Source organism: Streptomyces sp. NPDC030809 (genome assembly GCF_055572195.1).
Genome location: NZ_JBVIDV010000020.1, coordinates 110,734 through 135,624 on the forward strand (window position 1 = coordinate 110,734; position 24,891 = coordinate 135,624).

21 protein-coding genes are annotated in these 24,891 nt (G+C 73.9%); 14 read left to right on the forward strand and 7 right to left on the reverse strand.

The genetic code is table 11. From position 1 onward, the window contains the following. Positions 1 to 19 precede the first annotated feature (19 nt). The 7 genes from ligA (at position 20) to gatB (ending at position 9,204) form a co-directional block, all read left to right on the forward strand. Entirely contained in the window at positions 20 to 2,212 is a 2,193-nt protein-coding gene (gene ligA / locus ACZ407_RS25235; protein WP_468131955.1) for an NAD-dependent DNA ligase LigA, read from the forward strand. Between the two features lie 341 nt (positions 2,213 to 2,553). Beyond that, a complete protein-coding gene (locus ACZ407_RS25240) occupies positions 2,554 to 4,695 on the forward strand; it encodes a putative bifunctional diguanylate cyclase/phosphodiesterase (RefSeq protein ID WP_468132060.1) in 2,142 nt (713 codons plus the stop codon). A gap of 139 nt (positions 4,696 to 4,834) precedes the next feature. After that, positions 4,835 to 5,443, forward strand: a complete 609-nt coding sequence (locus ACZ407_RS25245; RefSeq protein WP_468131957.1) for a CAP domain-containing protein — start codon at positions 4,835 to 4,837, stop codon at positions 5,441 to 5,443. A 204-nt stretch (positions 5,444 to 5,647) separates the two neighbouring features. Beyond that, positions 5,648 to 5,944, forward strand: coding sequence for an Asp-tRNA(Asn)/Glu-tRNA(Gln) amidotransferase subunit GatC (gatC, locus tag ACZ407_RS25250; RefSeq protein ID WP_226734775.1), 297 nt, complete (start codon positions 5,648 to 5,650; stop codon positions 5,942 to 5,944). Positions 5,945 to 5,949: 5 nt separating this feature from the next. Next, positions 5,950 to 7,443 carry an Asp-tRNA(Asn)/Glu-tRNA(Gln) amidotransferase subunit GatA gene (gene gatA / locus ACZ407_RS25255; protein WP_468131959.1) on the forward strand — a complete coding sequence of 498 codons (1,494 nt, stop codon included), beginning with the start codon at positions 5,950 to 5,952 and terminating at the stop codon, positions 7,441 to 7,443. Then, a complete protein-coding gene (locus ACZ407_RS25260) occupies positions 7,440 to 7,679 on the forward strand; it encodes a hypothetical protein (protein ID WP_468131961.1) in 240 nt (79 codons plus the stop codon). Before gatA ends, ACZ407_RS25260 begins: the two co-directional genes overlap by 4 nt. Before the next feature lie 16 nt (positions 7,680 to 7,695). Beyond that, positions 7,696 to 9,204, forward strand: coding sequence for an Asp-tRNA(Asn)/Glu-tRNA(Gln) amidotransferase subunit GatB (gene gatB / locus ACZ407_RS25265; RefSeq protein ID WP_468131963.1), 1,509 nt, complete (start codon positions 7,696 to 7,698; stop codon positions 9,202 to 9,204). Between the two features lie 88 nt (positions 9,205 to 9,292). Here gatB and ACZ407_RS25270 read toward each other — a convergent pair whose 3' ends face one another. From ACZ407_RS25270 to ACZ407_RS25295, 6 genes are all read right to left on the reverse strand, one after another. After that, positions 9,293 to 9,442 carry a hypothetical protein gene (locus ACZ407_RS25270; protein WP_468131965.1) on the reverse strand — a complete coding sequence of 50 codons (150 nt, stop codon included), beginning with the start codon at positions 9,440 to 9,442 and terminating at the stop codon, positions 9,293 to 9,295. Between the two features lie 102 nt (positions 9,443 to 9,544). After that, positions 9,545 to 10,171 (reverse strand): GNAT family N-acetyltransferase, encoded by a 627-nt coding sequence (locus ACZ407_RS25275; protein WP_468131967.1) that lies wholly within the window; start codon positions 10,169 to 10,171, stop codon positions 9,545 to 9,547. Then, positions 10,168 to 12,288, reverse strand: coding sequence for a penicillin acylase family protein (locus ACZ407_RS25280; RefSeq protein WP_468131969.1), 2,121 nt, complete (start codon positions 12,286 to 12,288; stop codon positions 10,168 to 10,170). The genes ACZ407_RS25275 and ACZ407_RS25280 overlap by 4 nt, the downstream gene beginning before the upstream one ends. Positions 12,289 to 12,375: 87 nt before the next feature. Next, a complete protein-coding gene (locus ACZ407_RS25285) occupies positions 12,376 to 13,431 on the reverse strand; it encodes a phosphotransferase family protein (RefSeq protein WP_468131971.1) in 1,056 nt (351 codons plus the stop codon). Continuing rightward, positions 13,432 to 13,923 (reverse strand): DinB family protein, encoded by a 492-nt coding sequence (locus ACZ407_RS25290; protein WP_468131973.1) that lies wholly within the window; start codon positions 13,921 to 13,923, stop codon positions 13,432 to 13,434. It abuts the gene before it with no gap. A 134-nt stretch (positions 13,924 to 14,057) separates the two neighbouring features. After that, a complete protein-coding gene (locus ACZ407_RS25295; RefSeq protein WP_468131975.1) occupies positions 14,058 to 14,864 on the reverse strand; it encodes a GNAT family N-acetyltransferase in 807 nt (268 codons plus the stop codon). Between the two features lie 74 nt (positions 14,865 to 14,938). Between ACZ407_RS25295 and ACZ407_RS25300 the strand changes: the two genes are divergently transcribed. The 7 genes from ACZ407_RS25300 to ACZ407_RS25330 all read left to right on the forward strand — a co-directional run bounded on the left by ACZ407_RS25300 (position 14,939) and on the right by ACZ407_RS25330 (position 23,293). Further along, complete coding sequence (locus tag ACZ407_RS25300) at positions 14,939 to 15,337, forward strand: cupin domain-containing protein (RefSeq protein WP_468131977.1); 399 nt, start codon at positions 14,939 to 14,941, stop codon at positions 15,335 to 15,337. 63 nt (positions 15,338 to 15,400) lie between these two features. Then, the gene (locus ACZ407_RS25305; RefSeq protein ID WP_468131979.1) at positions 15,401 to 15,991 is read left to right on the forward strand and encodes a hypothetical protein; all 591 of its coding nucleotides are present in this window, start codon (positions 15,401 to 15,403) and stop codon (positions 15,989 to 15,991) included. Between the two features lie 317 nt (positions 15,992 to 16,308). Next, positions 16,309 to 18,537, forward strand: coding sequence for an MMPL family transporter (locus ACZ407_RS25310; RefSeq protein ID WP_468131981.1), 2,229 nt, complete (start codon positions 16,309 to 16,311; stop codon positions 18,535 to 18,537). 16 nt (positions 18,538 to 18,553) lie between these two features. After that, positions 18,554 to 19,099 carry a GNAT family N-acetyltransferase gene (locus ACZ407_RS25315; RefSeq protein ID WP_468131983.1) on the forward strand — a complete coding sequence of 182 codons (546 nt, stop codon included), beginning with the start codon at positions 18,554 to 18,556 and terminating at the stop codon, positions 19,097 to 19,099. 158 nt (positions 19,100 to 19,257) lie between these two features. Then, positions 19,258 to 19,800, forward strand: coding sequence for a hypothetical protein (locus ACZ407_RS25320; RefSeq protein WP_468131985.1), 543 nt, complete (start codon positions 19,258 to 19,260; stop codon positions 19,798 to 19,800). A gap of 209 nt (positions 19,801 to 20,009) precedes the next feature. Continuing rightward, positions 20,010 to 20,180 carry a hypothetical protein gene (locus ACZ407_RS25325; RefSeq protein ID WP_468131987.1) on the forward strand — a complete coding sequence of 57 codons (171 nt, stop codon included), beginning with the start codon at positions 20,010 to 20,012 and terminating at the stop codon, positions 20,178 to 20,180. An 80-nt stretch (positions 20,181 to 20,260) separates the two neighbouring features. Continuing rightward, positions 20,261 to 23,293, forward strand: coding sequence for a helix-turn-helix transcriptional regulator (locus ACZ407_RS25330; protein WP_468132062.1), 3,033 nt, complete (start codon positions 20,261 to 20,263; stop codon positions 23,291 to 23,293). A gap of 320 nt (positions 23,294 to 23,613) precedes the next feature. Here the strand turns inward: ACZ407_RS25330 and ACZ407_RS25335 are convergent, their stop codons facing one another. Beyond that, positions 23,614 to 24,804, reverse strand: coding sequence for a PQQ-dependent sugar dehydrogenase (locus tag ACZ407_RS25335; RefSeq protein ID WP_468131989.1), 1,191 nt, complete (start codon positions 24,802 to 24,804; stop codon positions 23,614 to 23,616). Positions 24,805 to 24,891: the final 87 nt, after the last annotated feature.

Below are 24,891 nucleotides of genomic sequence, written 5' to 3' on the forward strand. Positions count from 1 at the left end.
GTTCAACGGGAGGACAGGCATGGCAGCCGAACAGCAGCAGGGCGACTCGGTACCGGTGGAGGCGCGTGAGCGGCACGCCCTGCTCGCCGAGCAGGTCGAGGAGCACCGCTTCCGGTACTACGTGAAGGACCAGCCGGTCGTCAGCGACGCCGAGTTCGACACGCTGCTGCGCTCCCTGGAGGCCCTGGAGGAGGAGTACCCGGAGCTGCGCACCCCCGACTCGCCCACCCAGAAGGTGGCGGGGGCCTACGAGACGGAGTTCACCGCCGTCGAGCACCGCGAGCGCATGCTCTCCCTCGACAACGCCTTCGACGACGAGGAGCTGTCCGCCTGGGCCGACCGGGTGGCCCGGGACGTGGGCAGCTCCGCGTTCCACTACCTGTGCGAGCTCAAGGTGGACGGCCTCGCGGTCAACCTGACGTACGAGAACGGCCGGCTGACCCGGGCCGCCACCCGCGGCGACGGCCGCACCGGCGAGGACATCACGCCCAACGTGCGGACCATCGCGGAGATCCCCGACCGCCTCAAGGGGGACCGGATCCCGGCCCTCGTCGAGATCCGCGGCGAGGTCTTCTTCCCGATGGAGAAGTTCGAGGAGCTCAACGCCCGCCTGGTGGCGGCCGGGGACAAGCCCTTCGCCAACCCGCGCAACGCGGCGGCCGGTTCGCTGCGCCAGAAGGACCCCAAGGTCACCGCCACCCGCCCGCTCCACATGGTGGTGCACGGCATCGGGGCCCGCGAGGGGCTCGCCATCGACCGCCTCTCGCAGGCGTACGAGCTGCTGCACGCGTGGGGGCTGCCCACCGCCCGGCACAACCGGGTGGTGGACTCCCTCGACGAGGTCCGCGCCTTCATCGCCCGGTTCGGCGAGAACCGCCACTCGGTCGAGCACGAGATCGACGGCGTGGTGGTCAAACTCGACGAGATCCCGCTCCAGGGCCGGCTCGGCTCCACCGCCCGCGCCCCGCGCTGGGCGATCGCGTGGAAGTACGCGCCGGAGGAGGTCAACACCAAGCTGGTGGACATCAAGGTCGGCGTCGGCCGCACCGGCCGGGTCACCCCGTACGCCCAGGTGGAGCCGGTGAAGGTGGCCGGCTCCGAGGTGGAGTTCGCCACCCTGCACAACCAGGAGGTCGTCAAGGCCAAGGGCGTGCTCATCGGGGACACCGTGGTGCTGCGCAAGGCCGGCGACGTCATCCCCGAGATCCTCGGCCCGGTGGTGGACCTGCGCGACGGCACCGAGCGGGAGTTCGTCATGCCCGCGGAGTGCCCCGAGTGCGGCACCCCGCTGCGGGCGATGAAGGAGGGGGACATCGACCTGCGCTGTCCCAACGGCCAGACCTGCCCCGCGCAGCTGCGCGAACGGCTGTTCTACCTGGCCGGCCGGCAGTGCCTGGACATCGAGAACTTCGGCGCGGTGGCCGCCGCCGCGCTCACCCGCCCGCTGGAGCCGGCCACCCCGCCGATGCTGGACGAGGGCGACCTGTTCTCGCTGACGGTCGAGCAGCTCCTGCCCATCAAGGCGTACGTGCTCGACGCCGACAGCGGCCTGCCCAAGCGGGACCCGAAGACCGGCGAGGAGAAGATCGTCACCGTCTTCGCCAACCAGGACGGCGAGCCGCGGAAGAACACGCTGTCGATGCTGGCGAACATCGAGGCCGCCAAGAACCGTCCGCTCGCGCGCATCATCAACGGCCTCTCGATCCGCCACGTCGGCCCGGTCGCCGCGGAGGCGCTGGCCCGCGAGTTCCGCTCCATCGAGCGGATCGAGCAGGCCACCGAGGAGGAGCTCACCGCCACCGAAGGGGTCGGCGCGATCATCGCGGCCTCCCTCAAGGAGTGGTTCGCCGTGGAGTGGCACCAGGAGATCCTGCGCAAGTGGCGGGAGGCCGGGGTCCGGATGGAGGAGGAAGGTTCCGCCGAGGAGCAGGGGCCGCGGCCGCTGGAGGGGCTGACCGTCGTCGTCACCGGCACCCTGCAGAACCACACCCGCGACGGGGCCAAGGAGGCCCTCCAGAGCCGCGGGGCCAAGGTCACCGGTTCGGTCTCGAAGAAGACCTCCTTCGTGGTCGTCGGCGACAACCCCGGTTCCAAGTACGACAAGGCGATGCAGCTGAAGCTCCCCGTGCTCGACGAGGCGGGCTTCGCCGTGCTGCTGGAGCAGGGGCCGGAGGCGGCTCGCGAAGCCGCCCTTCCGGTCGAGGGGGAATAGTCCCCGCACGGGACTGGCCAGGCGACCGTCAGCTGTCGGATCATCAGATGGGTGACAGGGGGGTCCTGGTCGGGCCTCACACGTTCGGCGGATACCGTACTGATGAGGATGGCTGGGTCGCATTCGGGCAACCACTGCCGACCGCTGCCCCTGGGAGCCTGCTGCGGCCTACTGTTGAGGGGTGCGCCTGTCGTGCACGGCTGCGTGGGGCAATTCCAGCCGTGATGGCATGACATCGGGGCCATCGCGTGGCATCGGCATTGCCGGCTGTGAGAGGGACGGGCATGAAACCGACCGAAAGCGCCGACCCGTCACCTGAATTCGGCGGGGCGTCCCCCTTCGTGCGGGGCGGACGGCTCGGCGTCCTGGGGTCCAGGACGCCCGAGGCGCACCCGCTCGACACCGGGACCGGGCGGCGCGCCGTCCTGCCGGTCGCCGTCATCGCCGCCGCCGCGGTCGTGCTCGTCGCCGGCATCGTCCGCGCGGTCGACGACGGCCGCGCCCTCTTCCCCGGCGCCACCGTCGGCTGGTGCCTGGCCCTGCTCACCGGGATCATCGTCGGCCACCTCGTCGCCCTCGGCCGGGACCGCTGGTGGGGCGGCACCGGCTCCGGAGCCGCCCTCACCCTCGGCGTCCTGCTGCTCTACGGCTGGGTGCCCGCCGGACTGGTCAGCCTCTCCGTGGTCTCCCTCGTCGGGGCGGCCCGCCGGCACCGCTGGCGGCAGGGCCTCCTGCACGGCGCCGTCGACGTGCTCGGCATCGGCGCCGGAGCCCTGGTCCTCGCCGCCTTCGGGGACACGCCCGGAGTCGAGGAACCCTGGCTGCCCACCACCTGGGACCTCGCCGCCGCCCCCGAGGTGGTCCTCGTCGCCCTGGCCTACCTCCTCGTCACCCGCGTGCTGCTCTGGTGCGCCCTCGCACCGCGCGGCGGCGGACTGCCCACCGTCGCCCGCACCGCGATGCTCCGCCAGGCCCTCGTCGCCGTCGCCCTGCTCGGCATCGCCCCGCTGATCTGCGTGGTCGCCGTCACCCTGCCGGTGCTGCTGCCGCTGTTCGCCGTACCGCTGATCGCCCTCGACTCCACCCTGTGGATCGCCCGGGCCCGCGCCGAGGAGCAGCTGCGCGACCCGCTCACCGGCCTGCCCAACCGGTCCTGGCTGCTGGAGCGCGCCTGGACCGCGCTCGACGAGGCTGAACGTATCGGCACCCGCTCCGCACTGGTCCTGATCGACCTGGACCGCTTCCGTGCCGTCAACGACACCCTGGGCCACCTCGCCGGGGACCGCCTGCTCCTCCAGATCGCCGAACGCCTCCGGCTGGCCCTGCCGCGCAACGCCGAGGCGGCCCGGCTGGGCGGGGACGAGTTCGCCGTCCTGCTCCCCGTGGCCGACTCCACCACCAGCGCCCAGCGCATCGCCCGCCACCTCGTCGCCGAGCTCAGCTCCCCCCTCGACCTCGACGGGCTCACCCTCGTCCTGGAGGCCAGCGCCGGACTCGCCGTCTTCCCCGACCACGCCCTCGACGCCGAGGGCCTGCTGCGCCGCGCCGACGTGGCCATGTACCAGGCCAAGCGGGACCGCACCGGAGTGGAGGTCTACGAGTCCAAGCGGGACAGCAACACGCCCGACCGGCTCGGCCTCCTCGGGGACCTGCGCCGCGCCCTCGACGCCGGCGAGGTGGAGCTGCACTACCAGCCCAAGGTGCGCTTCGACGGGCAGGTGGCCGGACTGGAGGCGCTGGTCCGCTGGGTGCACCCGGAACGCGGCCGGGTCCCCCCGGACGAGTTCATCGCGATCGCCGAGACCTCCGGCCTGATGCCGCACCTGACCGAGTACGTACTGGAGACGGCCCTCGCCCAGGTCGCCCGCTGGCGCGCCCAGGGCCTGAAGGTGCCGGTGGCCGTCAACGTCTCCCCGCGCGACGTCCACACCCCCGGATTCGCCGGTGCGGTCGCCGCCCGGCTGGCCCGCCACGGGGTGCCCGCCGGGGCCCTCCAGCTGGAGATAACCGAGCACGTGCTCCTGGAGGACCCGCAGCGGGCCGCCGACACCATGGCCGGGCTCACCGGCCACGGGGTGAAGATGTCCCTCGACGACTTCGGCACCGGCTACTCCTCCCTGGTCCACCTGCGCCGGCTGCCGGTCAGCGAGCTGAAGATCGACCGCTCGTTCGTGGCCCGGCTCGCCGTGGACGCGCAGGACGCCGAGATCGTGCGCTGCACCGTCGACCTCGCCCACTCCCTGGGCCTCCTCGTGGTCGCCGAGGGCGTCGAGGACGACGAGACCTGGGAACGCCTGCGCGACCTGGGCTGCGACGCCGTACAGGGCTGGCTGGTGGCCGCCGCCATGCCCCCGGCCGAGGCCACCGCCTGGCTGCTGGCCCGCGGGGAGCGCGGCTGGCGCCGCCCGGCCGACGTCACGGCGGAACTCGCGGCCTCCTCGGCCGCCGAGACCGCGGACCGGGTGCGGCGCGCCCTGCCGTGACCCGCCCGGGCGGGCCCGTACCGAAAGGACCCGGGCGGGCCCGCACCGAAAAATAAGTACGAAAAAAGTGTTGTCTGCACCTCGGTGGCGGGTCTCCCTCTGTAGCCGGACATCCCGGCGGAACAGAGAACGGAGATCCATGCCCCAGCACGACGACCCCCGCCCCGCCCCCGCCCGCCACCGCCGCTCCCGGGGCCGCACGACCGTCCTGTCCGTGGCGGCCGCCGCCTCCGCCGCCACCGCGGCCGCGTTCCTGTGGCCCGCGGCCGGCCACGCGGGCACCGTCGCGGACGCCCGGCCCGCGGCCCCCGCCCGTCAGGCGATACCCGCGGCGCAGGCCGCACCGGCGGCCTCCGCCAAGGCCGCCCGCTACGCCCGGAAGGTCATCGAGCTCGCCAACGCCGAGCGGCGCCGGGCCGGCTGCGCCCCGCTGCGCACCGACAAGCGCCTGATGAAGGCCGCCCAGGCGCACGCCGACGACATGGCCAAGCGCAACTACTACTCCCACACCAGCCCCGAGGGCCGCAGCGCCGGGGACCGGATGACCAGGGCCGGCTACCCCTGGATGCGCTGGGGCGAGAACATCTACAAGAGCCCCCGCACCCCCGCCAAGGCCATGGCCGGCTGGATGGACAGCCCCGGCCACCGCGCCAACATCCTGGACTGCCGCTTCAAGGACATCGGGGTGGGCGTGAACCTCAAGGGCAACGGACCCTGGTGGGTCCAGAACTTCGGCGCCCGCCGCTGACCACCGGGGTCCCGCACGGGGGCCCGTGCAGCGGGTCGTACCGACCGCGGACAGGGCCCCGTACGCGCCCCCGCAGCGGTCCCGGAAGCGGTCCGGCGGGGGCCGTGCCCCCGGCTCCCGCCAAACCGTTTCGTGCAGTGAGGGCCCCGCCCCCTAGGATTGGGCCCGAAACCTACACGCACACCACCCTCAGAGGATCGCTGCATGCCTGGCATCACGCGCGAGGAGGTCGCCCACCTCGCTCGGCTGGCGCGTCTGGAGCTGAAGCCCGCGGAGCTGGATCACTTCGCCGGACAGCTGGACGACATCATCGGCGCGGTCGCCCGCGTCTCCGAGGTCGCCGACCAAGACGTCCCGCCGACCTCCCACCCGCTGCCGCTGACCAACGTCATGCGCGCGGACGAGGTCCGCCCGTCGCTCACCCCCGAGCAGGCGCTCTCCGGAGCCCCCGCCCAGGAGCAGCAGCGTTTCAAGGTGCCGCAGATCCTGGGGGAGGACTAACCACCATGTCGGAGATCATCAAGCTCACCGCCGCCGAGATCGCGGAGAAGATCGCCTCCGGCGAGCTCACCGCGGTCGAGGTCACCGAGGCCCACCTGGCGCGCATCGCCGCCGTCGACGAGAAGGTGCACGCCTTCCTCCACGTCGACACCGAGGGCGCGCTGGCCCAGGCCCGCGCCGTCGACGCCAAGCGCGCCGCCGGCGAGAAGCTGGGCCCGCTGGCCGGCGTCCCGCTCGCGCTGAAGGACATCTTCACCACCAAGGGCGTCCCGACCACCGTGGGATCCAAGATCCTCGAAGGCTGGATCCCGCCGTACGACGCCACCCTGACGCGCAAGCTGAAGGAAGCCGACGTCGTCATCCTCGGCAAGACCAACATGGACGAGTTCGCCATGGGGTCCTCCACCGAGAACAGCGCCTTCGGCCCCACCGGCAACCCCTGGGACCTCACCCGGATCCCCGGCGGCTCGGGCGGCGGCTCCTCCGCGGCCCTCGCCGCGTACGAGGCCCCCCTCGCCATCGGCACCGACACCGGCGGCTCCATCCGCCAGCCCGCGGCCGTCACCGCCACCGTCGGCGTCAAGCCGACCTACGGCGGCGTCTCCCGCTACGGCATGGTGGCCTTCTCCTCCTCCCTCGACCAGGGCGGCCCCTGCGCCCGCACGGTCCTCGACGCGGCCCTGCTGCACGAGGTCATCGCCGGCCACGACCCGCTCGACTCCACCTCCATCGACGCCCCGGTCCCGCCGGTCGTCGAGGCCGCGCGCAACGGCTCGGTGGCCGGCATGCGCGTCGGCGTCGTCAAGCAGTTCCGCGGCGAGGGCTACCAGGCCGGCGTCGTGCAGCGCTTCGACGAGTCGGTCGAGCTGCTCAAGGAGCTCGGCGCCGAGATCGTCGAGCTGGACTGCCCGTCCTTCGACCTCGCGCTGGCGGCGTACTACCTGATCGCCCCGTCCGAGTGCTCCTCGAACCTGGCCCGCTTCGACGCCATGCGCTACGGCCTGCGCGTCGGCGACGACGGCACCAGGTCCGCCGAGGAAGTCACCGCCCTGACCCGCGAGGCCGGCTTCGGCGACGAGGTCAAGCGCCGCATCATCCTCGGCACGTACGCGCTCAGCTCCGGCTACTACGACGCGTACTACGGCTCGGCCCAGAAGGTCCGCACCCTCATCACGAAGGACTTCGAGAAGGCCTTCGAGCAGGTGGACGTGATCGTCTCCCCGACGACCCCGACCACCGCCTTCGCGATCGGCGAGCGCGCCGACGACCCGATGGCGATGTACCTCGCGGACCTGTGCACCATCCCGACCAACCTGGCCGGCAACTCGGCCATGTCGCTCCCGTGCGGCCTGGCGCCCGAGGACGGCCTCCCGGTCGGACTGCAGATCATCGCCCCGGCGATGAAGGACGACCGCCTGTACAAGGTCGGTGCCGCCGTCGAGGCCGCCTTCGTCGAGCGCTGGGGCCACCCGCTGCTGGAGGAGGCTCCGTCGCTGTGAGTGCACTGACCAAGGCCAAGGGCTTCAAGAAGTCCAAGTCCGGTACGTACCTGTCGATCGGCACCACCGCCTTCGGTGCCATCAGCGTGATCAAGCAGGCCCGCAAGGCCCGCACCGAGCACGACACGCTGCAGCTGGTCGACGCCGTTGTGTCCGCCGCCGCCATCGTCACCGGCCTCGCGATCCTGTACCGCGAGCTGAAGCGCCTCGGCGACGACGACGTCCTGCTGGGCTGAGAGGGAAAGTTTCAACGTGACCGTCACTGAACTCCTGTCGTACGACGCGGCCCTCGCGGCGTACGACCCCGTCATGGGCCTCGAAGTCCATGTCGAGCTCGGTACCCGCACCAAGATGTTCTGCGGCTGCTCCACCGAGCTGGGCGCCGAGCCCAACTCGCAGACCTGCCCCACCTGCCTCGGCCTGCCCGGCTCGCTCCCGGTCGTGAACGCGGTCGGCGTGGAGTCGGCCGTCAAGATCGGCCTCGCGCTGAACTGCGAGATCGCCGAGTGGTGCCGCTTCGCCCGGAAGAACTACTTCTATCCGGACATGCCGAAGAACTTCCAGACCTCCCAGTACGACGAGCCCATCGCCTTCAACGGCTACCTGGACGTCCAGCTGGAGGACGGCGAGGTCTTCCGCGTGGAGATCGAGCGCGCCCACATGGAGGAGGACACCGGCAAGTCGACCCACGTCGGCGGCGCCACCGGCCGCATCCACGGCGCGTCCCACTCCCTGCTGGACTACAACCGCGCCGGCATCCCGCTCATCGAGATCGTCACCAAGCCGATCGAGGGCGCGGGTGCGCGGGCCCCCGAGGTCGCCAAGGCGTACGTGGCCGAGCTGCGCGAGGTCATCAAGGCCCTGGGCGTCTCCGAGGCCCGCATGGACAAGGGCCAGATGCGCTGCGACGTGAACCTGTCGCTGCGCCCCCACGGCACGCAGAAGTTCGGCACCCGCAGCGAGACCAAGAACGTCAACTCGCTCCGGTCGGTCGAGCGCGCGGCCCGCTTCGAGATCCAGCGCCACGCGGCCGTCCTGGAGTCCGGCGGCACGATCGTCCAGGAGACCCGTCACTTCCACGAGGACGACGGCTCCACCACCTCCGGCCGCATCAAGGACAACGCCGAGGACTACCGGTACTTCCCGGAGCCCGACCTGGTCCCCGTCGCGCCCTCGCGCGAGTGGGTCGAGGAGCTGCGCGCCGCCCTCCCGGAGATGCCGCGCGTGCGCCGCAACCGGCTCGTCCAGGAGTGGGGCATCAGCGAGTTCGACATGCAGTCGATCCTCAACGCCGGCGCCGTGGACTCCATCGTCGCGACCATCGAGGCCGGCGCCGACTCCGTCGCCGCGCGCAAGTGGTGGATGGGCGAGCTGGCCCGCAACGCCAACGAGCAGGGCATCGGCGTGGACGAGCTCGCGATCACCCCGGCCCAGGTGGCCCGGGTGGCGGAGCTGGTCGCGGCCGGCGACCTGAACGACAAGCTGGCCCGCCAGGTCCTCGAAGGCGTCCTCGCCGGCGAGGGCGGCCCGGACGAGGTCGTCGAGAAGCGCGGCCTGAAGGTCGTCTCGGACGAGGGCGCGCTCGGCGCGGCCGTGGACGAGGCCATCGCCGGGAACGCGGCCATCGCGGACAAGATCCGCGGCGGCAAGGTCGCGGCGGTCGGCGCCCTGGTCGGCGCGGTCATGAAGACCACCCGCGGTCAGGCGGACGCGGCCCGCGTCAAGGAGCTCATCCTGGAGAAGCTGGGCGTCGAGGGCTGAGCCCGCACTGCACAGCGGGGAGCCCCCGCCGGCCGTGGCCGGCGGGGGCTCCCGTGCGTCGGTGTGCCCGCCTCCCCGTGCGTACGGCTCACTCCGCGCCGAGGGAGGCCAGGCCGTGGAAGGCGTACAGGGCGAACAGGACGGCGAGGAGCGCCGTCACCGCCGCCGCGGGCAGGGCCCACCGGAAGGTCCGGCGGGCCGCCGGACCCCGGCCGGCCCGTGGTGCGCGTACCGCCATGCCGCCCCCTTCGACCGCCCGTGGATGACCGGGGCCAGCCTCCCGCCCGCGGGCGGTGCGGTCAACCGTCCCGGCGGTCCCGTCAGCGTTCCGGCGGTCCCGTCAGCCGTCCCGGCGGGCCGGAGCCTTCAGGAAGCCCAGCCGGGCCCGCTTCGGGGCGAGGTGGACCTCGGGGAGGTCGATCTCCGGCAGCTCGATCTCCGGCCCCATTTCGAAGCCGATCCGCTCCAGCAGGGCGATCGCCTTGTCGTTGCGCGCGTCGGGCTCGGCGACCAGCCGGGTGGCCCCGGAGCCGAAGAGGTAGCCGAGGAAGACGCCGATCAGCCTGCCCGTGAACCCGCGCTCGGCGGTGCCGGAGACCGGGCCGAGCAGCAGGTGCACCCCGGTGTCCCCGGCCTGCACCTCGTAGCACTCGCCCACCCGGTCCTCGGCGGGCTCGTAGGACTGGAACAGTGCCACGGGCAGGCCGTCGCGGCGCACGAGGAAGGCGTGGTGGGTGGTGCGCCGGTCCACGTCCTCGTAGATCTCCCGGACGAGCTCCTCGCTCGCCTCGGACATGCCCCAGAAGCGGGCCCGCTCCTCGGTGACCCAGCCGTGGATCAGGGGGGCGTCGGCGGCCGGGTCCACCGGGGTGATGGTCACGGTGCCGAAGCCCGCGACCTCCTCGGTGTGGACGGGCTCCCGGGGGGTCCGGGCGGCGGGGGCGGGGGCGGGGACGGGCGAGGTCATGCGGATTCCTTGGTGAGTCGGGCCCAGTCGGTGACGACCGGAACGAGTTCGCCGCGGGCCCAGAGGGCGAGCTGGTCGCGGTGGTGGGCGGCGCCGGTGACCCCGTCGGCGCCCAGCGGGACCACCCACAGGCTGTCCTCGCGGGAGCCGAGGTCCCAGACGTAGCGGGCCGAGGGGCCCCGGGTGGTGAGATCGGTGAAGCCCGGCACGCTGGAGGTGGCGAGCACGCAGTCGTGGTCCCCGCCCAGGCCCGGCCACTCGGCCTCCGGGTCCGGTACGGCCTGCCAGGGGGTGAGGCGGTGCAGCTCGGACCAGGGGGCGGGCTCCCCGGGGCGGGCCGCGACCTCCTCCAGCGCGGCCCGTACCAGCGCGGGCCGGTCCAGGCCGGGCAGCAGCCGGGTGGTCAGGATGCCCTCCAGCGCGTAGCCCACCTTGGGCAGCAGGTACAGCCACGGGTGGAAGACCTCCGGCGCGCCCGGGGTGCCGGCCAGCCCGGCCAGCGCCGGATCGGCGGCGACGGCCCGGACCACGGAGTGGCGCAGGGCGGCGAACAGGCTTGCGTCGGTGCTGTCGGCGTCCATGTGCCGGTCCCAGGCCAGCAGCCGGGCGCGCAGGTCCTCGGCGGCGGGGGAGAGGCCGGTGAGCGGTCCGAGCAGGTCGAGCAGCGGGGCCGCGGAGGCCAGGAAGGTGTCCGTGTGGACGGTGGCCATGCCCTCGGCGGTCCAGTCGGCGGAGCCGCTGAGCAGCTCGCGGATCCGGTTGGCCCGGTGCGGGGGCGCGAACTCGATGCCGAACGGGGAGGCGATGCCGCGGGCGTTGGCCATCACGGCGAAGCCCTGGACCGGCTCGCCGGCGGTCGCGGCCCAGCCCTGCCACTCGTGGCCGGGCTCCCAGGCGGGCACCAGGCGCAGCTTGTTGTCCCGGGAGCGCACCGGGACGGCCCCCGCCACGCGGTGCAGCAGGCCGCCCTCGGTGTCCGCGGCGTGCACCACGTTCACCGGCTCGGCCCAGCCGTCGAGGGCGCGGTCGATGTCGGCGACCGTACGGGCCCGCAGCAGGGCGGGGAGCACGGCGAAGCCGAGGTCGGCGCGGACCCTGGGCGGGTAGCGGAGGCTGACGCACTCCTCGCCGCCGGCCGGGCCGCCGGGGGTCCCGCCCGCAGGGTCGCCGGAGGCGGCTGCGGCAGCGCCCGCGGTGATCCCCGCGAGGTGTCCGGCGATCACCGGACCGCGCGCGGTCTCCGTGATCTCGACCTGCACCGGCTCGGCCCCGGCCACCTCGATGGTCTCGGTGTGCCGGGACACCGGCTCCCAGGTGCCGTCGGGGCCCAGGGCCTCGGTGCCGCCGCCGGGGGCCGGGCGCAGCCGCTCCCGGTAGAGGTCGTGGTAGTCGGCCATGGCGTTGGTGATGGCCCAGGCGGCGCTGCCGGTGTGGCCGAAGTGCGCGAGGCCGGGGACCCCGGGCACCGCCAGGCCCAGGACGTCGTACTCCGGGCAGGAGAGGCGGATCTGCTGGTAGATGCCCGGGTCCTCGATGAACCGGTGCGGGTCGCCGGCGATGAGCGCGGCTCCGGTGGCGGTGCGGTCCCCGGGGACCATCCAGCCGTTGCTGCCGGAGGTGCCGGGGCCGTCGGTCGCGAAGAGGGTGAGGGCCTCGTCGCCGAGGACGCGGGCCACCTGCTCGCGCCAGATCTTGGTGGGGAAGCCGGCGAACAGGATGTGGGTGGAGATCCAGATGCCGAGCGGGACCCACGGCTCCCAGGGGACGGTCTCCAGGCCGGTGCGGGCGAACCGCTCGTCGCGGGCCGCACCCGCGGCCATCCCGGCGTTGACCCCGTCCACGTACGCGCGCACCCAGTCGGCGGTCTGCGGGTCCAGGGCCGCGTGGCAGCGCTGCGCGGTGTCGTCGAGCCGGGCCTGCCGGGCGAACCGGTCCCAGGCCACGGACTCGGGCCCGAGGAAGGCGGCGGTGGTGCCCTGCGAGCGCCGCCGCTCCACCTCCAGCTGCCAGGCACGGTCGGTGGCGGTCACCCGGCCCTGGGCGAAGGCGAGTTCGCGGGCGTCGGCGGCGCGCAGATGCGGGACGCCCCAGGCGTCCCGGTAGACCTCGATACTCACACTGCTCCCCGAAGTGCAATTAGGTTAGGCTTCCCTAAGTGTACGCACGGGGTCGGGGCAGGTGGCAGGGGGTCCGGGCCCGCACTCTCACACCGCTTCCGGCCGCCGCTCCGGCAGCGGCCGCACGGCCGGCCACCGGGCCCGCATGCGCGCACGCAGCGCGAGGGCGAGCGCGCCCACCGCGCGCAGGTCCTCGCGGCCCGCGGCCAGCGCGCCGACCACGCCCAGGCGGTGCGAGAGCCGCTGCCGGGCACCCGCCGTGCCCCACGTCCAGTCCCGGCGGAGCGCCCTGGCCAGGTGGTCGGTGCCGTCCCGGCGGGCCCGCGGCACCAGTGCGTCCCCCCGGATCAGCCAGCCGGCGCACGCGTCCGCCAGTCCGCCCCCGACCTCCGTGCCGGTCTCCGCCCGCCAGGCCTCGGCGTACGCGGACTCGGCGCGGGCGAGCAGTTCCGCGGCCGGGCCGGTCGCGCACCAGCAGCTGGGGAACCCGATGCGCAGATAGGCGAGTTCCGTCACCCCGCTGCCGAGGCAGGCCTGCTCGAAGTCCACGAACCTGATGCCCTCGCCGGTGTGCAGGTCGTTGCCGGGGCAGGGGTCCCCGTGCAGCAGGGCGTGCCCCGGCAGGGCGGCCAGCCGCCCGGCCAGCGCGTGCAGCTCGTCCGCTGCCGCCGCCGGCGCCGGTACCCCGAGTGCGTCGGCGAACCCGAGGAAGGCCGCCACGTCCCGCTCGCCGGGCCCCTGCACACGGGGCAGCGCCCCGGCGTCCTGCGGCCCGGCCGCGGCGTGCAGCCGGGCCAGCGCCGCGGCGTAGCCGACCTGCCAGTGCGGACCCGGCGGCCGGTGCTCCAGCCATTCCAGGACGAGGACCCGCTCGACGGGGTCCGCGCCGAGGACCCGCGGGGCGACCGGACTCCGGCCGGGGCCGCGGCCGGCCCGGGCCGCCAGGCCCAGCGCGGTCCGCTCCCGGAGGAAGCGCTCGTCCGCGTCGGGCCCGCCCGTGCTCTGCTTCACCACCGCGGGCCCGCCGGGCAGTTCCACCCGCCAGACGCGCGAGCGCGGGCTGCTGTCCAGGAGCACGGCGGCGCTCGGCCGGCCCAGCCCGGCGCCGAGCGCCGCCCGCAACGGCACTCCGCGGACCGCCACCTACGCCCCCACCGTCCCGTCGATGGCCTCGCGCAGGAAGTCCGCGTGGCCGTTGTGCCGCGCGTACTCGTGGATCATGTGGAGCATCACCAGCCGCAGGGACACGTCCGCGTTCCAGCGGGGCTGGTGGCCCAGGGTGTCGAGGGATTCCGCGGCCGCCTCGATCCGGCGGGCGCGGGCCACCTCGGCCTCCCACGCGGCGAAGGCCTCGGAACGGGTCGCGGAGCCCGCGTCGTACGCCGCCTGGTAGTCCCCCTCGTCCGACCACAGCAGCGGTACGTCCTCGCCGGCGATCGCCCGGCGGAACCACGCCCGCTCCACCTCCGCCATGTGCCGGACCAGGCCGAGCAGGGTGAGCGTGGACGGCGGGCTGGAGCGCCGCCGCAGCTCCTCGTCGCCGAGCCCCTCGCACTTCAGGGCGAGGGTGGCCCGCTGGTAGTCGAGGAAGGCGCGCAGGGTCTCGCGCTCGCCGCCGGTCAGCGGCGGGGGCACGCGCGGGTCGGACGGCTGCGCCCCGGCCGCTCCGGTGCCGGGTGCCGTACCGGCTCCGCTGCCATTGCCCTTGCCGTTTTCGGGTCCGGTTCCGGCTCCGGATCCGGCTCCCGTTCCCGTTCCGAGGTCCCCGGTCACTGCTCGCCCTCCGGCCGCAGTCCGGGCCAGACGTACGGCACGGTCACCCCGAGCGGCGCGAAGCCCAGCCGCTCCAGGATGGGCCGGCTCTGGTCCGAGGCGTCCACCTGCAGGTACCGGATGCCGTGCGCGGCCGCGATGCCGGCCCGGTAGGCGACGAGGGCGCGGTAGATGCCCCGGCCGCGCCACTCCGGGGCGGTGCCGCCGCCCCACAGGCCCGCGAAGGGCGCCCCCGGCCGCATCTCCAGCCGCGCCGCGCTCACCGGGACCTCCCCGGCCATCGCGACCACCGCGGCGACCCGCTCGGGTTCCCCGGTGACCAGGTCCAGCAGCTGCCGGTGCAGGTCCGGCCGGGGCGCCCCGCCGAAGGCGCGGTCGTGCACCGCCATCATCAGCTCCACCCCGGCCGCGTCGGTGACCGGCCGCAGCTCGATCCCCGGCGGCGGGGTCTGGTCGGTGGACAGCCCGGCCACCTCGGCGACCATGAGGGTCTCCGGCTCCTCGGGCTCCAGCCCGGCCGCCTGCAGCCGGGCGCCCAGGTCCGCCGGGGTGTCGTGCAGGTAGAGCTTCCACTCCCAGGTGCGGCCGCCCTCCAGGGAGGCGAAGTGCGCGATCTGCTCGGCGATCACCCGATCCGCCCCGGACTCGTCCAGGTCCGACCACAGGACCCCGTTGAAGCCGAGCGGCGGGGCGCTCTGGCGCACCACCCGCTCCAGGCGCTCCACCCGGGCCCCCGGCCCGTCGGGCGCGGCGTTGCGCCGCATCTCGAGGTCGTACAGTTCGCGTACCGAAGCATGATCCATGCCCCCACCCCAGCAGGCCCGCGGGCCCGCCTGCAACCGGATTGCCCGCACGCCCCGGCCCTACGCTCCGTGCCATGACAGAGCACACCTCAGAGAACGTGTACGTGGGCAACGCCGGCAAGGACGCCCCCCTCGACCACGGCTGGCTGCTCGGCCACTTCAAGGAGCCGGGTGATCCCCGCCACAGCGCGGACGTCGAGATCAAGTGGGGGATCCACCCCCGGGGGGACCGGCGGGCGCAGTGGGTGCGGGGCGAGGCGCGGACCGCGCTCCAGGTCCTGGTCAGCGGTCGCTTCCGGGTCGAACTCCCGGGCCGCAGCGTGGTCCTGGCCGAGCAGGGCGACTACGTGGTCTGGGGACGCGGGGTGGACCACTCCTGGTACGCCGAGGAGGACTCCGTGGTCCTCACCGTGCGCTGGCCCTCGGTGCCCGGGTACCGGGTGACCCCCGATCAGGGCGTGGACGAAGGTTGACGCCTCACATAAATATTAGGTAAGCCTTCCCTGAGTGATTGGTGCCGAGCGGAGGAGGCGGTCATGGCGGTGGGCATGCCGGAGGTGGCGAAGGGCAGACCGGGACCGCTCCGGGTCTACGACTCCTGGTGGACGGTCTCCGCCACCGGCCTCGGAGCGGTGCTCCTCATCACCGGGGCGCTGTGGGTCTCCGCCCACCTGCGCGTCGACCCCGCACTCCACAACGCCGCCCTCTTCGTCCACCTCGCCTCCCTCGTCCTCGGCTTCGGAGCGGTGCTCTCGGCCGACTGGTACGGAGCGCTCTGGCTCACCGGGCGCTGCACGCTCGCCGAGGTCACCGCCGCCACCGCCCGGCTGCACACCCCGATCTGGGCCGGCCTGGCCGGGCTCGTCGGCAGCGGGGTCATGCTCCACCCGGACCTCGGCTCGCCGCTCACCCAGACCAAGCTGCTCCTCGTCCTCGTCCTCACCGTCAACGGACTCCAGGCCGGCACCCTCGGCGAGCGCCTCAAGGGCCACCTCGGCGCCGAGGGCGCGTCCGGCGCCGCGGCCCTGCCCGCCGCCCTCACCCTGCGCTGCGCCGCCACCGCCGGCATCTCCCAGGTGTGCTGGTGGGGAGCGGTCGTGATCGGCTTCGTCAACACGCGGAGCTGATCCGGCGGCGCGCCCGCCGGGACGTCGCAGGGCGCTCGACGGGCCCTCGACCCCCGCTCGCAGGTCGCCCCCGAGACGCTCGACGGGTGCCCGAAGGACGCTCGAAGGGCGCCTGTAACCGACGGCCGGGGCCACCGTCCCGGGGCGAAGGTCCCCACCGCGCGGAAGCCCCTGTGACGATGCACACGAAACGGACCAACGATCACCAATCGCTGCAATGGTGTCCCTGGTCCGGTGTGACCGTTGAGTGATCAGGCACAGCGTTCTTTGCGTCGGGTGTTCCCGGTAAAGATCCGAACCACCAGGGAGCACGTCCGTTGGCAGCAATCGCACGGTGGTGCATCCGGCACCGCCTCGTCGCCGTCCTCCTCTGGCTCCTCGCGTTCGGCGGCACCGCCGCCGCAGCGGCCGTCGCCGGCACCGCGTACTCCAACGACTACGAGGTACCCGGCACCGAGTCGGGACGCGCGACCGAGCTGCTCCGCGAGGGCTTCCACGGCCAGGGCGGGGACACCGACACCGTCGTGTGGCACACCCCGGCCGGCCGGACCGCCCGCACCCCCGAAGTCGAGCAGCGCATGAGCCGCGTGCTCGACCGGATCGCCGACCTGCCCGGCATCGGCTCCGTCAGCGGCCCCTACCGCCCCGAGGGCGCCGCCCAGATCAGCGCCGACGGGCGCACCGCCTACGCCGTGGTCACCTTCGACCGGCAGGCCGACGCCGTACCCAAGAGCCAGGCCCAGGCCGTGGTGGACACCGCCAAGGCCGCCGAAGGGGACGGGCTCCAGGTCGAACTCGGCGGCCGGGCCGTCGGCCTCACCGAGGCCCCCACCGCCCACCTCGCCGAGGTCATCGGCGTGGCCGTGGCCGCCGTGGTCCTCTTCCTCGCCTTCGGCTCGCTGGCCGCCAGCCTGCTGCCCATCGCCACCGCCCTGGTCAGCGTCGGCACCGCCTACGCGGGCATCGTGCTGCTCGGCCACGCCATGTCCGTGGCCGACTTCGCGCCCATGCTCGGCATGCTCATCGGCCTCGGCGTCGGCATCGACTACGCGCTCTTCATCGTCACCCGGCACCGCAAGGGCCTCAAACGCGGCCTGACGGTCGAGGAGTCCGCGCAGAACGCCGTGGCGACCACCGGCCGGGCCGTCGTCTTCGCCGGCGCCACCGTCTGCATCGCCCTGCTCGGCATGCTGATCCTGCGGCTGAACTTCCTCAACGGGGTCGCCCTCGCCGCCTCCCTCACCGTCGTGCTCACCGTCGCCGCCTCGGTGACCCTGCTGCCGGCGCTCCTCTCCCTCATCGGCACGCGCGCCCTGTCCCGCCGCGAACGCCGCCGGCTCGCCGAGCACGGCCCGGAACCGGAAGTGCTCACCGGCTTCGCCGCCCGCTGGTCGGCCTTCGTCGAACGCCACCCCAAGCTGCTCGGCGCCGTCGCCGCCGTGGTCATGGCCGTCCTCGCGCTGCCCACCCTCTCCCTCCACCTCGGCACCTCCGACCAGGGCAACAACCCGGCCACCTCCACCACCCGGCAGGCCTACGACCTGCTGGCCGACGGATTCGGCCCCGGAGTCAACGGGCCGCTCGCCCTCGTGGCCCGCCTCGACGGGGCCGGCGACCGGGTGGCCCTCGACCGGCTCGCCGAGACCCTCCGCACCACCCCCGGAGTCGCCTCCACCGGCCCGGCCGTCTCCAACCGCAGCGGGGACACCGCCGTCCTCACCGTCATACCGGAATCCGCCCCGCAGTCCCGCGACACCAGCGCCCTCGTCGACCGGCTCCGCGGCACCGTGATCCCCGAGGCCGAGCACGGCAGCACCATGCAGGTCCACGTCGGCGGGGTGACGGCCGGCTACGACGACTTCGCCGAGGTCATCATCGGCAAGCTGCCGCTGTTCGTCGGCGTGGTCATCACCCTCGGCTGCGCCCTGCTCCTGCTGGCGTTCCGCTCGATCGGCATCCCCCTCAAGGCCGCCGCGATGAACGTGGCCGCGGTCGCCTCCTCCTTCGGCATCGTCGTCGCGATCTTCCAGTGGGGCTGGGGCAGCGAGCTGCTGGGCCTCGGCAGCGCCGGCCCGATCGAGCCCTTCCTCCCGGTGATCATGGTCTCCGTGCTCTTCGGACTGTCCATGGACTACCAGGTCTTCCTGGTCAGTCGGATGTACGAGGAGTGGCTGGAGACCGGGGACAACACCCGGGCGGTCCGGGTCGGCCTGGCCGAGACCAGCCGGGTCATCAACTCCGCCGCCGTGATCATGATCTCCGTCTTCCTCGCCTTCGTGCTCAGCGGGGACCGCATCATCGCCATGTTCGGCATCGCGCTGGCCGCGGCGGTGGCCCTGGACGCCTTCGTGCTCCGCACCCTCCTCGTACCGGCCCTCATGCACATGCTCGGCGGCGCCAACTGGTGGCTGCCCCGCTGGCTGGACCGGCGGCTGCCCCGCATCAGCATCGAACCGCCGGACTTCGTACGGCATGCGACACTTCCGACGCAGCGGGCGAGCGAAGGCAGCGCGGAACCCGCCGCCACGACACCCGTGTCCCGGTAACCGCCGAAGGAGCCGCATGTTCGCGATAGACCTGGCCGAAGACGCCCAGCTCAAGCCGCTGGAAATGTGGCACGCCGAGGAGTTCTTCGCGCACATGGAGCGCGGCCGCGAGTTCATCGGCCAGTACGTGGGCTTCCCCGACCGCGCCAAGGACGTGGACTCCGCCCGCGAGTTCCTCCGCCTCAACGCGGAGAAGGCCGCCAACGACAGCATCCGCCTCTTCGGCATCTGGGTGGACGGCACCCTCCGCGGCGGCGTCCTCTTCCCCCATTTCGACGCCGCCCAGGGCAACTGCGAGGTCGGCTGCTGGCTGGAGCCCGCCGCCGCCGGCCGCGGCCTTGTCACCCGGGCCTGCCGGGTCCTGATCGACTACGCCTTCCACGTGCGCGGCATGCACCGCGTGGAATGGCACGTCTGCACCGAGAACACCAAGAGCATCGCCGTCGCCGCGCGCCTGGGCCTGACCCGCGAGGGCGTCCTGCGCGAGAACCACCTGCACCGCGGCAAGCGCCAGTCCACCGAGGTCTGGTCCGTCCTCGCCAACGACTGGCCGAAGCCCTGACGCCCCCCGCTCCATCCGACGGCGCCTGCTCCGCCTGAGGGCAGCCGTCCCGCCCGACGGAGCCTCGTCCGCCCCGCGCCGGGGCGGACGGGCAGCCGGGGGGAACGGCTCCCGGGTGTTCTCAGAAGGCTCTCAGAAAGCCCGCCTACGGTGCCCGCATGGACACCACGAAGACCGCCGGCACCGCGGACGCGGCCCCGGACGAAGAGACCGCCGCGGCCCCCGCAGAGGACCTGCTCGACGCCCTCGACACCGACGAGGACGACAACGACGGCCTCACGCCGGACGAGCTCGACACCCGCCCGCCCTCCGGAGTGGGCGCCGCCACCGCCGCGCTCACCGCCGCCGGCCTCGGCGTGGTCGGCCTCAGCGGCAGCTGGCTGTCCCGCACCCTCGCCGAACGCCAGACCCTCATCGGCCAGATCGACTCGGCCACCGCCGGCTCCACCGCGGCCAAGATCGAGGCCCTCTACGGCAACGCCTGGCACACCACCGCCCTCGTCAACGGCGGCTTCGCGGTCCTCGCCCTCCTCACCGGCCTCCTCGTCCTGGCCCGCCCCGCCTTCGGCGCCCCCGGCCGCACCCTCCCCGTCTGGGTCCGCGCCGTCTCCGGCGCCGCCGTGGCCCTCGGCCTCCTCGGCGTCCTCCTCTCCGCCCTCATGTACGCGGACCTCCTCGCCCCCCTGCCCACCGCCCCCTGACCCGGCCGGGGGCCGGTCTAAGGCCCCGGCCCGGCCCGGGGACCCCGCCTAGGCACCGGCTTAGGCGGCCCCCGGGCGCCCGAGGCCGGGACTAAGGACCCCGGGCCCCGACACATGCGGCACACGCCCGATGTGCCGGCACCCCCTGGCAGGCGAACCTTGGATCACACCGAACGAGGTGCCCGGAAAACCAGCCAGGAGATGACGAGATGTTCGAGTACGAGATCGCCACGATGCGCAGCGCCGACCTGATCCGCGAGGCCGACGCCTTCCGCCGGGCCAAGCTGTTCCGCAAGGCCGTGGCCCGCGGCACGAGCGGCAACGATGAACAGGAAGGCCGGGTGAAGGCGAACCGGCACCGGTTCACCAAGGCCGCGTAACCCGCCCGCCCGCGGACGGATACCGGCCGACCATGACCCCGCCCGTGATAACGACTGCCGCCCGACCGGATCTCTGTGCGATGCTCGGCGGCGTGGAAACCAGGTCCGTCAGCCCGGTGTTCGTCGGCCGAGCCGACGAACTGGCCGTGCTCACCGATGCACTCGCCCGCGCCGCCCGGCAGGAGCCTCAGGCCCTGCTCATCGGCGGTGAAGCCGGAGTCGGCAAGACCCGGCTCACCGAGGAGTTCCTCTCCGAGGCCGCCCGGCGCGAAGCCGTCGTGGCCGTCGGAGGATGTGTGGAGATCGGGGCGGAGGGGCTTCCCTTCGCCCCCTTTTCCACGGCCCTGCGCGCCCTGCGCCGGATGCTCCCCGAGGAGCTCGCCGCCGCGGCCGCCGGCCAGGAGGACGAACTCGCCCGCATCCTGCCCGAGCTCGGCGACACCCCCAAGGGCCCCCACGACGAGGAGAGCACCGCACGGCTCTTCGAGCTGACCGCCCGCCTCCTGGAGAAGCTGGCCGCCGAACGCACCGTCGTGATCGTCCTGGAAGACCTGCACTGGGCGGACACCTCCACCCGGCACCTGCTGTCCTACCTCTTCCGCACCCTCGCCGGCGGACGCCTCGTCCTGGTCGCCACCTACCGCGCCGACGACGTCCACCGCCGCCACCCGCTGCGGCCCCTGCTCGCCGAACTCGACCGGCTGCGCACCGTCCGGCGCGTGGAGCTCGCCCGCTTCACCCGCGCCGAAGTCCGTCGCCAGCTCGCCGGCATCCTGTCCACGGACCCCGACGAGAACCTGGTCGACGCCGTCTTCGACCGCTCCGACGGCAACGCCTTCTTCGTCGAGGAACTCGTCGCCTCCATGGCCAGCGGCTGCCGCACCGGCCTCACCGAATCCCTGCGCGACCTGCTCCTCGTCCGGGTCGAGGTGCTCCCCGAGGCCACCCAGCGCGTGGTCCGGCTCGTCGCCGAGGGCGGCTCCACCGTCGAGTACCCGCTGCTGCTGGCCGTCTCCCGGCTCTCCGAGGACGAGCTGATCGAGGCCCTCCGCGCGGCCGTCGGCGCCAACATCCTCATCGCCACCCCCGACGGCGACGGCTACCGCTTCCGGCACTCCCTCGTCCGCGAGGCCGTCGGCGACGACCTCCTGCCCGGCGAACGGGCCCGGGTCAACCGCCGCTACGCCGAGGCCCTCGAAGCCGACGACTCCCTGGTGCGCGCCGAGGAGCGGGTCATCCGGCTCGCCAACTACTGGTACTACGCCAACGACCCGGCCAAGGCCCTGCCCGCCGCGCTGGAGGCCTCCGTGGCCGCCCGCCGCCGGCACGCCTACTCCGAGCAGCTGCGCCTGCTGGAACGCGCGCTCGACCTGTGGGACGACGCGCCGGCCGAGGTCCGCGAGGAGCTGCGCCCCGCGGACGACGCCGCGGTGTACCCGCCGTGCGGCTGCGACCCCGAGTCCACCCCGCTGCGCCGGCTGGACCTGCTCGCCGAGGCCACGGTCGCCGCCCGGTTCGGCGGCGAGCGCGAACGCGCCCTCAAGCTGACGAAGACGGCGCTGCACATGCTGGAGGAGGAGAACGACCCGCTGCGCGCGGCCTGGTTCTGGACCGAGCGCTCCCGGCTCGTCTCCGGCCTCTCCCGCGGCGACGGCTGGGAGGAACTCGCCATCGCCCAGGACCTGGTGCGCGGGCTGCCCCCGTCCCAGGTGCACGCCGAGGTGCTGGTCCTGGTCGCCGGCTGGGGCATGCTCAACCGCCCCGGACCGGACAACCTGGCCACCGCCGAACGCGCAGTGGAATACGCCCGGATGATCGGCGCCGAGGACGTGGAGCTCAACGCGCGCCTCACCGTGGGCTGCCTGCTCGCCGACACCGACGTGGACCGCGGGGTCGCCGAGATGCAGGCGGTCAAGGACCGCGCCCGCGAACTCGGCCTGTCCCTGCTCGAAGGCCGTGCACATATCAACATCTCCTCCCAACTCGAAAACGCCGGCCGGTCCCACGAGGCCGTGGAACTGGCCGCCCAGGGGGTGGAGCGGGTCCGCTCCTACCGTCTCTACGACTCCGAGGCCTGGGTCAGCGGCAACATGGCCGAGTCCCTCTACAGCCTCGGGCGCTGGGACGAGGCCGCCACCGTCGCCCAGCGCGCCCTGCGCGCCGCCCAGAGCGCCCGGCCGCGCGGCTCGGGCGCGGCCCGCCTCGCCCATCTCGCCCTGGCCCGGGGCGAGCTGACCGAGGCAGCGGCCCAACTGGAGGCCGCCACAGGACACTTCGGTGCCCAGGAGTCCTCTCCGCAGCACCGCATCCCGCTGTTCCGCCTCGCCCTGGGCATCGCCGCGGCCGAGGGCCGGATCCTCGACGCCCGTGCCGAACTCCGGCGCGCCGTGGAATTCGGCTTCCCCCTCGGCCAGCACCGCTACGCCTGGCCGCTGCTGCTGGCCGCGGCCACCGCCGAGGCGGACGCCCGCGGGCTGCCCGCGGCCGAGGCCGGCCGGGCCGAGGCGCTGGCCCTGATCCGCGCCGAGGCCCGCGGACTCCCCACACCCGTCCCGGTGTGGGCGGCCCACTCCCTCTACGTCCGCGCCGAGCTGCGGCGGGCCGAGGGGGAGGACACCCTCGCCGACTGGGAGGAGACCGAAGCGGCCGTCCGACCCCTGCACCGGCCCTACCTGCTGGCCCGGGTCCTCCACCGGCTCGGCGAGGCCCTGCTCGCCGGCGGCGGGGACCGGGAGCGGGCCGCCGGGCTGCTGCGCGAGGCCCTGGAGAGCGCCGAGCGGCTCGGCTGCCGCCGGCTGCGGGAGGACCTGGCGCTGCTCGCGCAGCGGGCCCGGCTCTCCCTGTCGGCCCCGGCCGGGGTCCTCGTCGGCGAGGTCGTCGAGGATCCGGCCGAGGCGCTGGGGCTCACCAGCCGGGAGCGGGATGTGCTGCGGCTGGTGGCGGTGGGGCGGAGCAACCGGCAGATTGCGGAGGAGCTGTTCATCTCGCCGAAGACGGCGAGTGTGCATGTGTCCAACATCCTGGCGAAGCTGGGGGTTGGGGGGCGGGGGGAGGCCGCTGCGCTGGCGCACCGGCTGAGGTTGTTCGGCCCCTCCGCGGCCCCGTCGGCCTGACCGCTTGCCCCGCCCGCCCCTTCCCGAACCGGGGCTCCGCCCCGGACCCCCGCGCCTCAAACGCCGGCGGGGCTGGGTTTGGCTCCCGCGCTGGCGGGGCTGGATTTGGTCCGGCCGGTCCTGAGGGTGCGGGGCGCCGTGTGGTTTCGGGGGCTCCGCCCCCGGACCCCCGCGCCTCAAACGCCGGCGAGGCTGGGTTTGCCTCAAGCGCCGGCGAGGCTGGGTTTGCCCGAGGCGCCGGTGAGGCTGCGTTTGCCTGAGGCGCCGGCGGGGGCTGGGTTTGGCGGGCCTGGAAGGTGCCGGTGTTGCCGTGGGTTCCGTCAGTGGACCGTGAGCGACAGGATGCGGTCGTCTTCCGGGGTGGGGGTGCCGCGGCCGTCCGTTTCGCTTGTTATGAGGAGGAGGTGGTTGCCGCCGGTGGAGAGGACCGTGCGGAGGCGGCCGTATTTCTCCGCGAGGAAGGCCTGGGGGGCGGCTGCGGGCCGGGTGCCGTCCAGGGGGATGCGCCACAGGCGCTCGCCGCGGAGGCCCGCCATCCACACCGAGCCCTCGGCGATCGCGATCCCGCTGGGCGAGGCCTGGTCGGTCCGCCACTGGGCCACCGGGTCCTTGAACCCGCTCCGGCCCGCCTTGCCCTCCACGACCGGCCAGCCGTAGTTCCCGCCCGGCTCGATCCGGTTCAGCTCGTCCCAGGTCTGCTGCCCGAACTCCGCCGCCCACAGCCGCTTCCCGGCGTCCCAGGCCAGTCCCTGCACGTTCCGGTGGCCGTACGAATAGACGACCGAGTCCGCCTCCGGATTGCCGTGCACCGGCTCGCCGTCCGGGGTCATGCGCAGGATCTTCCCGCCCAGCGACTTCCGGTCCTGGGCCAGCGAGGAGTCGCCCGTCTCGCCCGTGCCCGCGTACAGCATGCCGTCCGGGCCGAAGGCGATCCGCCCGCCGTTGTGGATCACCCCCTTGGGGATGCCCCGGAACACCGTGTCCGGCGCCCCCAGCTGCCGGCCCGCAGGTCTCTTCTCCTCGTACCGCATCCGGGCGATGCGGTTGTCCGACTCCGTCGTGAAGTACGCGTACACCAGCCGGTCCGAGGCGAAATCGGGGGAGAGGGCCAGGCCCAGCAGCCCGCCCTCGCCGCCCGGGGACACCCCCGGCACCTCGCCGACCACCGTCACCGTGCCGCTGCCCGCATCGACCCTGCTGATCGTCCCCTCGTCCCGCGAGGCGACCAGCAGGTCCCCGCCGGGCAGCGGGGCCGCGCCCCACGGGCTCTTCAGCCCCTTGGCCACCACGCCCGTGACCGTCACCGACCCCTTCGCCGGCGCCGGTCCCGCACCGCTCGGATCCGCCGCCGACGGGCTCGCGGAAGCCCTCGCCGAGGACTTCGCCGGCGAGGCGCCCCCCGACAGCTCCGGCAGTCCCGCCCCGCCCCCCGACGAACACCCCGCCGCCAGCAGTGCACCGCACCCGGCCAGCACCCCGGCCGCCACCGCACCCCTCGTCCGCCTGCTCATGGCCTGCTCCTTCCCCCGTCCCGCTCCTCCATCCGCCTACACCCTCCTCAACCCCGACCCGCCCCCGCCGAGTTCCGCCACTCGTAC

Excerpts from the sequence above, each read along its gene's own strand:
- ligA (WP_468131955.1), top strand. The coding sequence starts at position 20 with ATGGCAGCCGAACAGCAGCAGGGCGACTCGGTACCGGTGGAGGCGCGT.
- ACZ407_RS25245 (WP_468131957.1), top strand. The coding sequence starts at position 4,835 with ATGCCCCAGCACGACGACCCCCGCCCCGCCCCCGCCCGCCACCGCCGC.
- gatC (WP_226734775.1), top strand. The coding sequence starts at position 5,648 with ATGCCTGGCATCACGCGCGAGGAGGTCGCCCACCTCGCTCGGCTGGCG.
- gatA (WP_468131959.1), top strand. The coding sequence starts at position 5,950 with ATGTCGGAGATCATCAAGCTCACCGCCGCCGAGATCGCGGAGAAGATC.
- ACZ407_RS25270 (WP_468131965.1), bottom strand. The coding sequence starts at position 9,442 with ATGGCGGTACGCGCACCACGGGCCGGCCGGGGTCCGGCGGCCCGCCGG.
- ACZ407_RS25275 (WP_468131967.1), bottom strand. The coding sequence starts at position 10,171 with ATGACCTCGCCCGTCCCCGCCCCCGCCCCCGCCGCCCGGACCCCCCGG.
- ACZ407_RS25295 (WP_468131975.1), bottom strand. The coding sequence starts at position 14,864 with ATGGATCATGCTTCGGTACGCGAACTGTACGACCTCGAGATGCGGCGC.
- ACZ407_RS25300 (WP_468131977.1), top strand. The coding sequence starts at position 14,939 with ATGACAGAGCACACCTCAGAGAACGTGTACGTGGGCAACGCCGGCAAG.
- ACZ407_RS25305 (WP_468131979.1), top strand. The coding sequence starts at position 15,401 with ATGGCGGTGGGCATGCCGGAGGTGGCGAAGGGCAGACCGGGACCGCTC.
- ACZ407_RS25315 (WP_468131983.1), top strand. The coding sequence starts at position 18,554 with ATGTTCGCGATAGACCTGGCCGAAGACGCCCAGCTCAAGCCGCTGGAA.
- ACZ407_RS25320 (WP_468131985.1), top strand. The coding sequence starts at position 19,258 with ATGGACACCACGAAGACCGCCGGCACCGCGGACGCGGCCCCGGACGAA.
- ACZ407_RS25325 (WP_468131987.1), top strand. The coding sequence starts at position 20,010 with ATGTTCGAGTACGAGATCGCCACGATGCGCAGCGCCGACCTGATCCGC.
- ACZ407_RS25330 (WP_468132062.1), top strand. The coding sequence starts at position 20,261 with ATGCTCGGCGGCGTGGAAACCAGGTCCGTCAGCCCGGTGTTCGTCGGC.
- ACZ407_RS25335 (WP_468131989.1), bottom strand. The coding sequence starts at position 24,804 with ATGAGCAGGCGGACGAGGGGTGCGGTGGCGGCCGGGGTGCTGGCCGGG.